At 66.3% G+C, this 14,425-nt stretch carries 15 protein-coding genes; 10 read left to right on the plus strand and 5 right to left on the minus strand.

Annotation, left to right across the window (positions count from 1 at the left end; genetic code table 11):
• Positions 1 to 37: 37 nt before the first annotated feature.
• The 3 genes from metG to PRL19_RS07850 all read right to left on the minus strand — a co-directional run bounded on the left by metG (position 38) and on the right by PRL19_RS07850 (position 3,312).
• Positions 38 to 1,756 carry a methionine--tRNA ligase gene (gene metG / locus PRL19_RS07840; protein WP_273742570.1) on the minus strand — a complete coding sequence of 573 codons (1,719 nt, stop codon included), beginning with the start codon at positions 1,754 to 1,756 and terminating at the stop codon, positions 38 to 40.
• 94 nt (positions 1,757 to 1,850) lie between these two features.
• Positions 1,851 to 2,558, minus strand: coding sequence for a ZinT family metal-binding protein (locus PRL19_RS07845; RefSeq protein ID WP_273742571.1), 708 nt, complete (start codon positions 2,556 to 2,558; stop codon positions 1,851 to 1,853).
• A gap of 136 nt (positions 2,559 to 2,694) precedes the next feature.
• On the minus strand, positions 2,695 to 3,312 hold the full coding sequence (locus PRL19_RS07850) for a GcrA family cell cycle regulator (protein WP_273742572.1): 618 nt from the start codon (positions 3,310 to 3,312) through the stop codon (positions 2,695 to 2,697).
• 117 nt (positions 3,313 to 3,429) lie between these two features.
• On the opposite strand from PRL19_RS07850, the gene PRL19_RS07855 reads away from it, so the two are divergent.
• The 4 genes from PRL19_RS07855 to argF all read left to right on the plus strand — a co-directional run bounded on the left by PRL19_RS07855 (position 3,430) and on the right by argF (position 7,133).
• Positions 3,430 to 4,266 carry an ABC transporter permease gene (locus PRL19_RS07855; protein WP_273742573.1) on the plus strand — a complete coding sequence of 279 codons (837 nt, stop codon included), beginning with the start codon at positions 3,430 to 3,432 and terminating at the stop codon, positions 4,264 to 4,266.
• 151 nt (positions 4,267 to 4,417) lie between these two features.
• Positions 4,418 to 5,590 carry an aspartate aminotransferase family protein gene (locus PRL19_RS07860; protein WP_273742574.1) on the plus strand — a complete coding sequence of 391 codons (1,173 nt, stop codon included), beginning with the start codon at positions 4,418 to 4,420 and terminating at the stop codon, positions 5,588 to 5,590.
• Positions 5,583 to 6,059 carry a GNAT family N-acetyltransferase gene (locus PRL19_RS07865; protein WP_273742575.1) on the plus strand — a complete coding sequence of 159 codons (477 nt, stop codon included), beginning with the start codon at positions 5,583 to 5,585 and terminating at the stop codon, positions 6,057 to 6,059. The genes PRL19_RS07860 and PRL19_RS07865 overlap by 8 nt, the downstream gene beginning before the upstream one ends.
• Positions 6,060 to 6,206: 147 nt before the next feature.
• A complete protein-coding gene (gene argF / locus PRL19_RS07870) occupies positions 6,207 to 7,133 on the plus strand; it encodes an ornithine carbamoyltransferase (RefSeq protein WP_046000086.1) in 927 nt (308 codons plus the stop codon).
• A gap of 714 nt (positions 7,134 to 7,847) precedes the next feature.
• Here argF and PRL19_RS07875 read toward each other — a convergent pair.
• Complete coding sequence (locus PRL19_RS07875) at positions 7,848 to 9,443, minus strand: phosphoenolpyruvate carboxykinase (protein ID WP_273742576.1); 1,596 nt, start codon at positions 9,441 to 9,443, stop codon at positions 7,848 to 7,850.
• A 198-nt stretch (positions 9,444 to 9,641) separates the two neighbouring features.
• Between PRL19_RS07875 and PRL19_RS07880 the strand changes: the two genes are divergently transcribed.
• From PRL19_RS07880 to PRL19_RS07905, 6 genes are all read left to right on the plus strand, one after another.
• Entirely contained in the window at positions 9,642 to 10,055 is a 414-nt protein-coding gene (locus PRL19_RS07880; protein ID WP_252926557.1) for an HPr kinase/phosphorylase, read from the plus strand.
• Positions 10,056 to 10,085: 30 nt separating this feature from the next.
• Complete coding sequence (gene rapZ / locus PRL19_RS07885; protein WP_127897937.1) at positions 10,086 to 11,036, plus strand: RNase adapter RapZ; 951 nt, start codon at positions 10,086 to 10,088, stop codon at positions 11,034 to 11,036.
• A gap of 43 nt (positions 11,037 to 11,079) precedes the next feature.
• On the plus strand, positions 11,080 to 11,502 hold the full coding sequence (locus tag PRL19_RS07890) for a PTS sugar transporter subunit IIA (protein WP_045982754.1): 423 nt from the start codon (positions 11,080 to 11,082) through the stop codon (positions 11,500 to 11,502).
• The gene (locus PRL19_RS07895) at positions 11,499 to 11,777 is read left to right on the plus strand and encodes an HPr family phosphocarrier protein (protein WP_127897938.1); all 279 of its coding nucleotides are present in this window, start codon (positions 11,499 to 11,501) and stop codon (positions 11,775 to 11,777) included. Before PRL19_RS07890 ends, PRL19_RS07895 begins: the two co-directional genes overlap by 4 nt.
• Positions 11,777 to 12,406: a TetR/AcrR family transcriptional regulator gene (locus PRL19_RS07900; RefSeq protein ID WP_273742577.1), complete on the plus strand. Its 630-nt coding sequence runs from the start codon at positions 11,777 to 11,779 to the stop codon at positions 12,404 to 12,406. The genes PRL19_RS07895 and PRL19_RS07900 overlap by 1 nt, the downstream gene beginning before the upstream one ends.
• Positions 12,407 to 12,491: 85 nt before the next feature.
• Entirely contained in the window at positions 12,492 to 12,893 is a 402-nt protein-coding gene (locus PRL19_RS07905; RefSeq protein ID WP_273742578.1) for a DUF2852 domain-containing protein, read from the plus strand.
• Positions 12,894 to 12,926: 33 nt separating this feature from the next.
• On the opposite strand, the gene betC is transcribed toward PRL19_RS07905, so the two are convergent.
• A complete protein-coding gene (gene betC, locus PRL19_RS07910; RefSeq protein ID WP_420704386.1) occupies positions 12,927 to 14,420 on the minus strand; it encodes a choline-sulfatase in 1,494 nt (497 codons plus the stop codon).
• Positions 14,421 to 14,425: the final 5 nt, after the last annotated feature.

Genomic DNA, 14,425 nt, shown 5'->3' on the forward strand with positions numbered 1-14,425 from the left:
GCCCGCCCCCTGCGCTCCTGTGGCACGAATGCGACAGTCAGGCGCGGACGCCCTGGAAACGGGCGGCCCAGGCCTCTCGGTCCTCGTCGCTGATCTTGGCGAACATCACCTCGGGGACGGTGAAGGCATGGCCGGGGGCCAGCGCCTGCAGGGCCTGCGCCACGTCGTCGGGCCAGCCCGCATCCTGCGCGTCCATCGCCTGCAGCATCGCGGCCGATGCAAAGGGGATGAAGGGCTGCGACAGGACCGCATAAAGGCGGATCAGGTTCAGGCCCATGCGCACCTGCATCGCCGCTTGGTCGGGGTCGGTCTTGAACACCGTCCAGGGCGCGGCCGACTGCAGGTATTCATTGCCCGACACCCAGATGGCGCGCAGCTCGGCGGCGGCCTTGCGGACCTCCATCGCCTCCATATTCGCCTCATAGGCACGGACGCGGGCGGTCAGCGTGTCGATCAGCGCCAGTTCGGAAGGGCCCCAGGCCGGGCCTTCGGGAACGGCCTCGCCGAACTTGGCGCGGCAGAACTTGGTGATGCGGCTGACGAAGTTGCCCAGCACGTCGGCCAGGTCCTTGTTCACGGATTGCTGGAAATTCTCCCAGGTGAACTCGCTGTCGCCGGATTCGGGGGCGTGGGACAGCAGCCACCAGCGCCAGTAGTCCGCTGGCAGGATTTCCAGCGCATGGTCCATAAAGACGCCGCGCCCCTGCGAGGTGCTGAACTGTCCGCCCTGATAGGTCAGGTAATTGAAGGACTTGATATAGTCGACCATCTTCCACGGCTCGCCCGAACCGATCAGTGTCGCGGGGAAGGACAGGGTATGGAAGGGCACGTTGTCCTTGCCCATGAACTGGGTATAGGTCACGTCCTCGGCGCCCTGGTCCAGGCGCCACCAGCGGCGCCATGCGGCATCGTCGGCGCCCGCCGCATCGGCCCATTCGGCGGTCGCGCCGATATATTCGATGGGCGCGTCGAACCAGACATAGAAGACCTTGCCCTCCATCCCCGGCCAGTCCTGGTCGCCCCGCTTCACCGGCACGCCCCAGTCCAGGTCGCGGGTGATGCCGCGGTCCTGCAGCCCGTCGCCGTCGTTCAGCCATTTGCGCGCGATCGAGGTCGTCAGGATCGGCCAGTCGGTCTTGGCGTCGATCCAGGCGGCGATGTCGCCCTTCAGCGCGGACTGGCGCAGGTACAGGTGCTTGGTCTCGCGTACCTCCAGGTCGGTGCTGCCCGAGATCGCGCTGCGCGGGTTGATCAGGTCTGTCGGGTCCAGCTGCTTGGTGCAGTTTTCGCACTGATCGCCGCGCGCCTTGTCATAGCCGCAGTTGGGGCAGGTGCCCTCGATGTAGCGGTCCGGCAGGAAGCGGTTGTCGGCATGGGAGAAGACCTGCTTCTCGACGACCTCGCGGATATAGCCTTGGTCGGCCAGGCGTCCCGCGAAATGCTGGGTCAGGGCGCGGTTGCGGTCGCTGGAGGAGCGGCCGTAATGATCGAAGGACAGCCCGAACCCGTCGGCCAGCGCGGTCTGGACGCCATGCATCCGGGCGCAATAGTCGGCCACGGCCTCTCCGGTCTTGGCGGCGGCCAGCTCGGCGGGGGTGCCGTGTTCGTCCGTGGCGCAGATGAACATGACCTCGTGGCCCCGCGCCCGCAGATAGCGGGCATAGAGGTCGGCGGGCAGCTGTGAACCGACGAGGTTCCCCAGATGCTTGATGCCGTTGATGTAGGGCAGGGCAGAGGTGATCAGGTGGCGGGCCATGGCATGCGTCCTTTCGGGGTCGCGCATCTCTAGCCCTGTTGCGCCGTGATGAAAAGCGGTGCGCACGCCCGGCGCACCGGGCGTGCGCAGGTCGTCAATGGGCCAACATCTCGTCCACGATCTGGGCGGGGGTCATGTCGGCGGGATAGTAGGTGGGCCAGTTCGTCACCTCCTCCAGAAGGGCGGCGCGGTCGTCGCCCCAATACAGGTGGAAGTGGTCGGCGCGGGCCGGGGCGATCCCATGGTCGCTGAACTGGATGAAGGCGGGTGCGCCCGCGTCGCCGGCAGTCTTGGCAAAGATGAAACGGACGCCGCGGTTGCCGCGGGCATAGGTCAGGATCTCGTGCCCGTCATCAGCATAGGTGCCCGACACCTGCGTGCCGTCGCTGTAGAACGTCACAACGTCACCCTCGATGGTGATGCGGTCCGTATCGGTGGCATAGCCGGTCCGGTAATAGGCGGTGTATTGCTCGGCGGTCTGGTCGCCCTTCTGGGCCTTGCGGTCCATGACCGGCTCCAAGGTGCCGTCCTGCAGCAGGGGATAGACCGACTGCCAGTCGCCCGCATAGTCGGACAGGGGGCGGTCCTTGACCTGATCGTCGTCGAAATAGCCGTCATAGATGGCCTGTGCCTCGGGGCTGCGGGCATGGGCGTGATCGTGGTCATGATCGTGGTCGTGGTCGTGGTCGTGGGAGTGGTCATGTGCGGCTGGGGCGGCACTGTACTGGGCCAGCGCAGGCCCGGTCAGGGCAAGCGTCGCGGCGATCAGCAGACTGGCGGGGAGGGGCGAGCGGAGGGGCATGGGGCGGTCCTTCTATAGATATGACGAATCATGGAATGATATATCATCACATAACGGGACCGCAGTAAGGCGCGCGTACGGGGATGGCAAGGGCGGGTCGGGACCGGGCGGACCTTTGCGGCCCGCCCGAAAGCAATCAGCGGCGACGGTCGCGGCGCGAGGACATCGGCTGGAACGCGACGCCGACATGCGCCTCGCAATAGGGTTTTCCCGCGACCGACGGCAGGCCGCAGAACCAGAACTTGTCGGTTGCCGGATCGCCGATGGGCCATTTGCAGGTCCGCTCGGTCAGTTCCATCAGGGTCAGTTTCTTGGCGCGCTTCTCGACCTCGCGGACCGAGGCCAAGGCTTCGGGAGAGATCTCATTGGCCGAAGGCTGGGGCGGCAAAGGCTGTCCCGCCGGCACGATCGGGCGGCGGGGAACGGGCACGAAGGCCGGTTGCGTGCTGGGTTCGGGTTCCGGCTCGGGCTGGACCGCCACGGGCTCGGGCGCGGGTTCGGGGCGCAGAGGGACCGTCGCTGGCTGCGGGACCGCACGGGGAGCCGCGGGCTTTTCGCGGGCGACCGGTTCCGGTGCAGGGGCGGGGGCTGGGGCTTCGGGCTCCTCGGTGCGGTTCGACAGCCCCAGGCGATGGACCTTGCCGATCACCGCGTTGCGGGTCACGCCGCCCAGTTCCTTGGCGATGGCACTGGCCGACTGGCCCTCGGACCACATGCGTTTCAGTGTCTCGACGCGATCATCCGTCCAGGACATGGCAGCCTTTCCGGGCGGGTCTGACCTGCCGCCCCATCTTGTAACCTGCGATTGGTCCCGTCACATACGGGATGCCGAGATTTAGCCGCCGAAGCGCAGAAATTCAAGGACCGCCAGATGACCCCGCCCACAATGCCCGGCCTGCCCCCGCTTTCCAACAGCCCCGCCATGGGCGTGCGCCGATTTGGCCGCGTCAACTGGCTGGGCCTGCGCACGCTGGCGCGGCGCGAGGTCATGCGCTTCATGGCCGTCTGGCAGCAGACGATATTCGCGCCGCTGATGACGGCGGGCCTGTTCGTGGTCGTGTTCGCGATGGCCCTGGGCCAGGGACGCGGAGAGATCATGGGCCTGCCCTATCTGGTCTTCCTGGGGCCGGGCATCCTGATGATGACGGTCATCCAGAACGCCTTCGCGAACACTTCCAGCTCGATCACCGCGGCCAAGGTGCAGGGCAACATCGTCGACACGCTGATGCCGCCCCTGTCCGCCGGAGAGCTGCTGGCCGGCTATCTGGCCGGGTCGGTGGTGCGTGCCGGGCTGGTGGCCACGGTCATCGGGACCGGCATGGTGCTGGTCACCGGGCGTGGCATCGCGCATCCCGGCTGGGCGGCGATGTTCGTGCTGCTGGCCGCGCTGATGCTGGGCGGCCTGGGCATCCTGGCAGGGATCATGGCGCAGAAGTTCGACCAGATGGCGGCGATCACCAATTTCATCATCACGCCGCTGTCGTTCCTGTCGGGCACCTTCTATTCGGTGCAGGCGCTGCCGCAGCCGTTCAGCACGCTGTCGCACTGGAACCCGATCTTCTACCTGATCGACGGCGCGCGCTATGGCGTGACCGGGGTCAGCGACGCGCCCGTCTGGCGCGGCGCGCTGATCTGCGCGGGCGTCGTCGCGGGCGTGCTGTATCTGGCGTGGCGGTGGCTGCGGTCGGGCTATCGCATGAAGGCCTGATTAGCGCTTGCCTTGACAGGCAAAGCTGCGCATCCTTCGCGCCATGACGAAACGACGCACCACCCGTTCGCGACGCTGACGCTGGCCCCTTCGCGGGCCCGCGTCCCTGTTGCCGTTTCCGCCATTCCCCTTCCATCGCCGGAGCCTTGCCATGATCCCGCACGTCCTGCCGACCTATAATCGCGCCCCCCTGGCGTTCGAACGCGGCGAAGGCGCCTGGGCCGTCACTGCCGACGGGACACGATACCTGGACCTGGGCGCGGGCATCGCGGTGAACGTGCTGGGCCATGCCAATCCCGATCTGGTCGCCGCGCTGACCGAACAGGCGGGCCGGATCTGGCACGTGTCGAACCTGTACCAGATCCCCGAGCAGGAGCGTCTGGCCGACCTGCTGGTCGAACACACCTTCGCGGACACGGTGTTCTTCACCAATTCGGGCACCGAGGCCGCCGAACTGGCCATCAAGATGGTGCGCAAGCATTGGGACCACGCGGGCGACCCGGACCGGATCGAGATCCTGACCTTTTCCGGCGCGTTCCACGGACGCTCGACCGGGGCCATCGCGGCGGCAGGGTCGGAGAAGATGGTCAAGGGCTTCGGCCCGCTGATGCCCGGGTTCCGCACGCTGCCCTTCGGCGATCACGAGGCGCTCAAGGCCGCAGTCACCGACCGCACCGCCGCGATCATGGTCGAGCCCGTGCAGGGCGAGGGCGGCATCCGTCCGCTGCCCGACGCCTGCCTTCAGGGGCTGCGCGAGCTGTGCGACCGGACCGGCGCGCTGCTGGTCCTGGACGAGGTGCAATGCGGCATGGGCCGGACAGGGCGGCTGTTCGCGCATGAATATGCCGGGATCGCGCCCGACATCATGATGGTCGCCAAGGGCATCGGCGGGGGCTTTCCCCTGGGGGCGGTGCTGGCGACGGAAGGCGCGGCTGCGGGCATGGTCGCAGGGACGCACGGCTCCACCTATGGCGGCAACCCGCTGGCCTGCGCGGTCGGCGCGTGCGTGATGCAGATCGTGGCCGATCCGGCATTCCTGGCCGAGGTCAACCGCAAGGCCGCCCTGTTCCGCCAGAAGCTGGAGGGGCTGGTCGCCGCCCATCCGCAGATCTTCGACGGCGTGCGGGGGCAGGGGCTGATGCTGGGCCTGAAATGCCGCGTCGCGCCGACCGATCTGGTCCGTGCGGCCTATGATCAGCATCTGCTGACCGTGCCCGCCGCAGATGACACCCTGCGCCTGCTGCCGCCGCTGAACATCACCGAAGACGAGATCGCCGAGGCGGTGGCGCGCCTGGACAGGGCCGCCGCCAGCCTGGATGGCTGAATACGCCTTCAGGCCGGTCACCGTGGACGACCTGCCCGTGCTGGCCCGATGGCTGGCCCAGCCGGAGGTCGCTGCCTGGTGGCCCGGCCCCGATCGCCAGATCGCCCTGATCCGCGACGATCTGGGGCACCGGGTGATGCGACAGATGATCGTGGTGCGGGACGGCGCTACCCTGGCCTATGCGCAATCCTATCCGGCCCATCACTGGCCCGCGCCGCATTTCGCGGGGCTGCCGGCGGATGCCGTGGCGCTGGACGTGTTTTCCGGGCCTGACGGGGTGGGGCAGGGCGGCGCATGGCTGCGCGCCCTGGGCGATCTGCTGCTGCTGGACTGTTCGACCCTGGCGATCGATCCCGCCCCCGGAAATCAGCGCGCCATCGCCGCCTACCGCAAGGCGGGCTTTGCGGGCAACGACCACCGTCTGGACGCGCAAGGCCGGCCCGTCCGCGTGATGACCCGCCTCCGATGAGGCGAACGCGCCCCTCTTCTTTGTCCAAATACCCATCTTCTCCGGTCCGGTCGGGCGCGACCCCTGCGGGGGCGCGGAAAGCCCGATCCGCCCTTGACCCGGCCCGTCCGGCGGGGCTTGCTGGAGAAAAGCCGAAAGACCAAGACGATGACCCATTTCCTGGATATCCACACCACCGACCGCACCGCCCTGCGCAGCATCATCGACAGCGCCCACGCGATGAAGGCCGCTCGCAACGGCCGCCCCAAGGGCAGTCCCGATGACGAACAACCGCTTGCTGGCCGCATGGTCGCGCTGATCTTCGAAAAGCCTTCGACCCGCACGCGGGTCAGCTTTGATGTCGGCGTGCGCCAGTTGGGCGGTCAGACGATGATCCTGTCGGGCTCGGAGATGCAGCTGGGTCATGGCGAAACCATCGCCGACACCGCGCGCGTGCTGTCCCGCTATGTCGACCTGATCATGATCCGGACCTTCGAGGAGGCGACGCTGCTGGAGATGGCCGAGCATGCGACCGTTCCGGTGATCAACGGGCTGACGAACCGCACACATCCATGCCAGATCATGGCCGACGTGATGACCTTTGAGGAACATCGCGGCCCCATCGCCGACAAGAAGGTCGTCTGGTCGGGCGACGGCAACAACGTGTTCGCAAGCTTTGCCCACGCGGCAGGGCAGTTCGGCTTCGATCTGACCTTCACCGGCCCGCCGCCGCTGGATCCCGAAGCGGCCTGCCTCGACTATGCGGCATCCCAAGGGCGCCCCGTCACGATCGAGCGCGATCCGGCGCGGGCCGTCATCGGTGCCGACTTGGTCGTGACGGACACCTGGGTCAGCATGCACGACCCGCAATCGGCCAAGGAGCGGCGCCACAATCAGCTGCGCGGCTATCAGATCAACGAGGCCCTGATGGCGCAGGCGCGGCCGGATGCGCTGTTCATGCATTGCCTGCCCGCGCACCGCGAGGACGAGGTGACCAGTGCCGTCATGGACGGCCCCGCATCCGTCATCTGGGACGAGGCCGAAAACCGGCTGCACGCCCAGAAGGCGATCATGCGCCACTGCCTGGGACTGTGACCTGATTGACGGGCGGCCAAGGGCCGCCTGACGACACTTGAACCGGCCCCGCGAGGGCGGGGCAGGTTCCGTCCGGTGCTCTGCATCGGCATCCGAATGCAAAGGAAGGCGGATGCTAACTTTTGCGCCTTAGACCTAGTTCTTTGCTTAGGATAAGTGGGACGAACTTTGAAACCGCTATTCATTGCGAAGGGCGCCCAAATTCGCTCTCAACTGCAAGGACCTGTCGGCAGTGCCTCAACCGCTGTAATGACGATCAGCGAAGCATGCCGCGTACGGGCTATTCCATTTGTAAAAAGTGAGTAAGGCAAGCCTATTCACTTGTCCGCTTTCCGCGGTATCGTGTTCCATCAATAGGATGTAGGAGCTACGACCAGTCTGGCCGCGTGCTTGCTACGTCAAAGATGTCGCTTCTGCTGCGCAGGTGGGAGGCGCGCCTGCCAAAATGGATGCCATGTCACGTGGCTGGGACCGGACGTAGCTCATGCTGTCTTGCCGCTACAATCACCGCGTCAATTGATCGGGTCGGGTTGGACCCAGTTTGGTTGAGACCAAAGGTAACAGCACGATTGCAAGGGACGAGGTGTCTCTGGGCTAGCGGTTGTCTCAATAAGGTTAAGGACAAGCCCTGCCGGATATGAGTACCGAAGCCGAGGCCTGTCGATCGCCGCGATCGAATAGAGCGACGGCCCCGCGTGGGGGCCGTCATGTCGTTCAGCCGATGGCTGCAGCGCGGATCTCATCGTCGATCGCGTCAAGATACTGGGCGAAGTTGTCGCAGAACATCTGCACCAGCTTCTTGGCCTGGGCGTCATAGGCGGCCGGGTCGGCCCAAGTCTGGCGCGGGTCCAGAAGGACAGGGCTGACGCCGGGGACGCTGACCGGCACGTCGAAGCCAAAGTTCGGATCGCGGCGGAACTGCACCGTGTTCAGGCTGCCGTCCAGGGCGGCGGCCAGCAGGGCGCGGGTGGCGGCGATGGGCATGCGCTTGCCCGTGCCGAAAGCGCCCCCGGTCCAGCCGGTGTTCACCAGCCAGCAGGATGCGCCGTGCTGGGCGATCTTTTCCTGCAGCAGCTTGCCATAGACCTCGGGGCGGCGGGGCATGAACGGCGCACCGAAGCAGGTCGAGAAGGTCGGGATCGGCTCGGTCACGCCGACCTCGGTGCCCGGCGTCTTGGAGGTGAAGCCCGACAGGAAGTGATACATCGCCTGTGCAGGCGTCAGCCGCGCGATCGGGGGCAGGACGCCATAGGCGTCGCAGGTCAGCATGATGACGTTCTTGGGATGCCCGCCAAGGCTGGTCTGGGACGCGTTGCTGATCGCCTCCAGCGGATAGGCGCAGCGCATGTTGTCGGTGATCGAGTTATCCTCAAAGTCCAGCTCCAGCGTCTCGGGATCGAAGACCATGTTCTCGATCACGGTACCGAACCGGCTGGTGGTGGCGTGGATCTCCGGCTCGGCCTTGGCCGAGAGGTTGATCGTCTTGGCGTAGCAGCCACCCTCGAAGTTGAAGATGCCGGTGTCGGACCAGCCATGTTCGTCGTCGCCGATCAGGATGCGCGACGGATCGGCCGACAGGGTGGTCTTGCCGGTGCCCGACAGGCCGAAGAAGACCGCGCTGTCATCGGGATTTCCCGGCGCGTGGTTGGCGCTGCAGTGCATCGGCATGATGCCCTTTTCCGGCAGCAGGTAGTTCAGCAGCGTGAAGACCGATTTCTTGTTCTCACCGGCATAGGCGGTGTTGGCGATCAGGATCAGCTTCTTGTCGAAGTTCATCGCGATCACCGTCTCGGACCGGCAACCGTGACGCGCGGGATCGGCCTTGAAGCCGGGGCAGTTGATAATGGTGAATTCGGGCGTGAAGGTTGCCAGCTCGTCAGCCTGGGGCCGGCGCAGAAGGTGGCGGATGAACAGCCCGTGCCAGGCAAGCTCGGTCACCACGCGCACGTCCAGGCGGTTATCAGCATCCGCGCCGCCGAACAGGTCCTGAACGAAATAATCGCGACCCTTCATGTGCTGAAGCATGTCGGCATGCAGCAGATCGAACGCCGCCGGGTCCATCGGCTTGTTGTTGTCCCACCAGATGCTGTTCTCGACCGACGGGGTGCGGACGACGAACTTGTCCTTGGGCGAGCGGCCGGTATGCGCGCCGGTCGAGACCAGGAACGCCCCGCCCAGGCCCAGCTTGCCCTCTCCGCGGGCGACGGCCTGTGTCATCAGGGCGGGTTCCAGCAGGTTGTAGTGCACTTGGCCCAGCCCCGTGATGCCTTGGTCTTCCAGTCGGCAGGTCGGGTTTACGCGCGTGGTCATGTCGGGGGCTCCGTGGCTTGGGGTGCGGCGTTTCATCGGCCTATAGCACGGCGGATTCGGCCCGAAACAAGTCAGCGCAAACAGTTAGCGGAAACATCAAATGTTATCGCCATCAGGACCGTTCAGCCGGCGCGACGCCATGCCACAGGCGGAAAATTAACCTGTTTTCGGGCAGGATCGGATCAGGAGGTGATTCGCATGATGCAGGTTCACGCGACCACGGTCGCGCTTGACGGGGGTGGACTTGTCATTCTGGGACCGTCCGGATCCGGCAAGTCCACCTTGGCACTGCAGCTGATGGCAGTGGGCGCGACGCTGGTCGCCGATGACCGCACCGACCTGCGCCTGTCCGCGGGCCGACTGATGGCGCAGGCGCCATTGCCGCTGCTGGGACGCATCGAGGCGCGGGGCGTGGGCATCCTTCAGGCAGAGCCGTCGGCGCCGGTCCCGGTGGCCTTGGCCTGCGACCTTGGACGCGACGAAGAGGACAGGTTGCCACAGGTGCGCCATCAAGATTGGCTGGGGGTCCGGGTTTCGCTTGTGCTGGGCCCCTATCGCCCCCATCTTTACGCTGCGTTGCGGCAGCTGATGCTGGGCCGACGGCTGGCATGATCGCGCGCGCAGCGCCATAGGGAAGGACGCATGGACCACGACGCCATCGAACCCGAGGCCCAACGGCTGGTGCTGGTCACCGGGCCGTCCGGGGCAGGGCGATCAACCGCCATCAACGTGCTGGAGGATCTGGGCTTCGAGGCGATCGACAACCTGCCCTTGTCGCTGATCCCGCGCCTGCTGGACGGACCGGCGCGTCCGACGCCGCTGGCCTTGGGGCTGGACGTGCGCAATCGCGACTTTTCTGCATTCAATGTCATCGAGCTGATCGACCGACTGACGCGCCTTCCCGGCTATGCGCCCGAGGTGCTGTATCTGGACTGCGACGCCGATACCCTGGTCCGCCGCTACAGCGAGACGCGCCGCCGCCATCCCTTGGCCCCCGATGAGGCGCCAATGGCCGGGGTCCTGGCCGAGATTGACCTGCTTGCACCGATCCGCGTGCGGGCCGATGTGCTGGTCGATACGACCGAACTGTCGCCCCATGACCTCAAGGCCGAGCTGACGCGGTGGTTCGACGTGCGCCCCGACCGGCGGCTCAGCGTGTCGCTGCACTCCTTCAGCTACAAACGTGGCGTGCCGCGGGGCCTGGACCTGATGTTCGACTGTCGCTTTCTGGCCAATCCGCACTGGAACCCGGACCTGCGGCCGCTGGACGGTCGCGACGACCGCGTGCAGGCGCATGTCGCCGCCGATCCGCGATTCGCCGAATTCTTTCAGCGGACCCGGGATCTGGTCGAATTTCTTCTGCCCGCCCATATGGACGAGGGCAAATCGCACCTGGCGGTTGGTTTCGGCTGTACCGGGGGACAGCATCGTTCCGTCACTTTGGTGGAAAAGATGGCCCTGGCGCTTGCAGATGCGGGCTGGCCGGTGTCAATAAGGCACAGGGAACTGGAGCGTCGGGGCATGACGCTGCAGTCTGGTGCGGACGCATCGCCTGCGGGCGAGGCTCGCGCGTCGCAAAGGCAGGCGTCATGAGGTTTGGGGTGTTTTGGAAGTCTTCTGGGCTTGGTGAGGCGCGTTGATCGGTATTGTCATAGTGGCGCATGGGGGATTGGCCCGAGAGTATCTCTCGGCCGTCGAACATGTCGTGGGTCCGCAGGTCGGTATCGCCGCCGTCGCGATCGAGGATGATCACGACCGCGCGGCCAAGACCGCCGAGATCAAGGCGGCCGCGGATGCGGTCGATCTGGGCGACGGCGTCGTCCTGGTGACCGATCTGTTCGGCGGTTCTCCCTCGAACCTGTCCTTGCCGGCCTGCGCGGTGCAGGACCGCACCATCCTCTACGGCGCGAACCTGCCGATGCTGGTCAAGCTGGCCAAGTCGCGGCATCTCAGCGTGCCGGTCGCGGTGGGCTTTGCCAAGGACGCGGGGCGCAAGTACATCAATTCCTACAACGTCCCGCCCGAGGCCGCGCTGGACAGCGGGCGGTATCCGCGATGACCGATGCGATCACCCGCGACCTGTCGATCATCAACGTCAAGGGCCTGCACGCCCGGGCCAGCGCCAAGTTCGTGGACGTGGTCGAACGCCATGACGCGCAGGCACGGGTCGAAAAGGACGGCATGGCCGTCTCTGGCGACAGCATCATGGGTCTGCTGATGCTGACCGCCCCGCGCGGCAGCCAGATCCGCGTGACGACCTCCGGCCCCGAGGCGCAGGCCTTGGCGGACGCGCTGGAGGCGCTTGTGGGGGACTATTTCGGCGAAGGCATGTAGTGCCCGCGCCCGTCACCCCCGACCGCAAGTCCTATCACCATGGCAACCTGCGCCAGGCCCTGGTGGAGGCGACCGCCGATCTGGTCCAGGAGCAGGGCCCGCAGGCCTTCACACTGACCGAGGCCGCGCGCCGCGCCGGCGTGTCCCCTGCCGCCCCCTATCGCCACTTCAAGGGCCGCGACGACCTGCTGGAGGAGGTCGCACGCCAGGGCTTCATCGAATTCGCCGCCCGGCTGGAGGCCGCATTCGACGGTGGCCGTCCGCGGCCGCTGACCGCGTTCCTGCGCATGGGCCAGACCTATCTGGACTTTGCCGCCGAACGGCCCGGTTATTACATGGCGATGTTCGAAAGCGGCATCTCTGTCGTGGGCAATGTCGATTTGGCGGCTGCCTCTGCGCGGGCGCAGGGCGTGCTTGTAACCGCGGCCGAGGCGATGGCCGCCCGCCTGCCCGAAGACCGCCGTCCGCCCGCCCGCATGGTGGCCAACCACATCTGGGCGTTGAGCCACGGTGTGGTCGAGCTGTTCGGCCGCGGCAAGCCCGGCTGCCGCAGCCCGGTCGAGCCGACCGAAATGCTGGAAAGCGGGGCGCTGATCTATCTGCGCGGGCTTGGACTGATCCAGGACTGAATTGTTGCACGGCGATCTTGACGGAACCCTCGGCGCCGCCCATCTATGTAAATGTAATTCACATTAACATAGGGAGATACCACAGATGACCATCGCAACCCCCGTGCTTCGCCCGGCGACGACCCAGCAGCGCATCACCGATGTGCTGGCCCGTAGTCGCGACTGGCTGGATGCGCGCGGTCGCCCCGCCTGGCTTGTCGCCATGGTGCTGGGTTTCATCTTTGTCTGGCCCGTGGGCCTGGCCCTTCTGGGCTACATGATCTGGAGCAAACGCATGTTCGGATGCACCAAACGCACCGCCGCCCCCCGCTATTCCGCGCCGTCGACCGGCAACAGCGCCTTCGACGCCTATCGCGCCGAGACGCTGAAGCGGCTGGAGGATGAGCATCGCGAATTCATCGACTTCCTGGCCAAGCTGCGCGAGGCCAAGGACAAGGCGGAATTCGATCAGTTCATGGAAAAGCGCGACGCCAAAACCGACGCGTAAGCAGATCGGGGGCCGGGTGACCGGCCCCCGTTCCTATTCGCCGCGGGGAAACCGCTGGTTTTCCTCCAGCACGTTCAGGTCCATGTGATTGCGCATGTAGCGTTCGGACGCACGCTGCAGCGGCTGGTGGTCCCACGGATAATAGGCCCCGTTGCGCAACGCCTCGTACACGATCCAGCGGCGGGCCTGCGAATGACGCACCTGCGCGTCATAGGCCGACAGGTCCCACCGCTGCGCCGCCTGCGCACGCAGATCGGACAGCACCGCCGCATGGGCCGGATCGCCGGCCAGGTTCACGCGCTCTGCCGGGTCGCTGTCCAGATCGAACAGCATCTCGGGATCGGCGTCGCAGACGATGTACTTCCAGCGCCCGTCGCGCAGGGCGACCATGGGTGCGATGCTGCCCTCGGCGGCATACTCCATCGGCACCGGACCGCGCGGCGCGCCTCGCGCCAGCGACCGGCCATCGGTCCAGGGCGCGATCTCGTCCATCGGAAGGCCCGCCAGGTCGCACAGCGTCGGCAGCACGTCGATGGTGCTGACCGGCTGGTCGACACGTCCCGGCGCCATGCCCGGCGCGGCGATCATCAGCGGCACCCGGGCCGAGCCTTCGAAGAAGTTCATCTTGAACCACAGCCCGCGTTCGCCCAGCATCTCGCCGTGGTCGGACAGGAACAGGATGATCGTGTCCTGCTGGCGCGTCGCCTCCAGCACGTCCAGGATCTGGCCGATCTTGTCATCGACATAGCTGATATTGGCGAAATAGCCCTGCCGCGCGCGGCGGATATGATCGTCGGTGATCTCCAGCCCGCGCCAGTCGCACGCATCCATCAGGCGCTGCGAATGCGGGTCCTGCTGGTCATAGGGGATCGGCCGCGGCGGCTCCAGTTCCGGGATGCCGTCGTATAGGTCCCAGTACTTGCGCCGCGCCACGAACGGGTCGTGGGGGTGGGTAAAGCTGACGGTCAGGCACCACGGCCGGCCGTCGGCCCCGCGTGCCAGATCGTACAGCTTGCGCGTCGCGTGATGGGCGACCTCGTCGTCATATTCCAGCTGATTGGTGATCTCGGCCACGCCCGCGCCGGTGACGGATCCAAGATTGTGGTACCACCAGTCGATCCGCTCCCCCGGCTTGCGGTAATCCGGGGTCCAGCCGAAATCGGCGGGATAGATGTCGGTGGTCAGACGCTCCTCGAAGCCGTGCAACTGGTCAGGGCCGACGAAGTGCATCTTGCCCGACAGGCAGGTGTGGTACCCCGCCCGGCGCAGGTGATGCGCATAGGTCGGGATGTCGGACGCGAATTCCGCCGCGTTGTCATAGACCCGCGTGCGGCTTGGCAACTGGCCCGACATGAAGCTGGCCCGCCCCGGCGCGCAAAGCGGGCTGCCGGTATAGGTGTTCGCGAACCGGGTCGACCGTTCGGCCAGTCGCCGCAGGTTTGGGGTGTGCAGGAAAGCGGCGGGGCCGTCGGGGAAAAGAACCCCCGACAGCTGATCCGCCATGAGGATCAGGATATTAGGTTTCACGGGCT

This window comes from Paracoccus marcusii (assembly GCF_028621715.1).
In the GTDB taxonomy this organism is placed as follows: domain Bacteria; phylum Pseudomonadota; class Alphaproteobacteria; order Rhodobacterales; family Rhodobacteraceae; genus Paracoccus; species Paracoccus marcusii.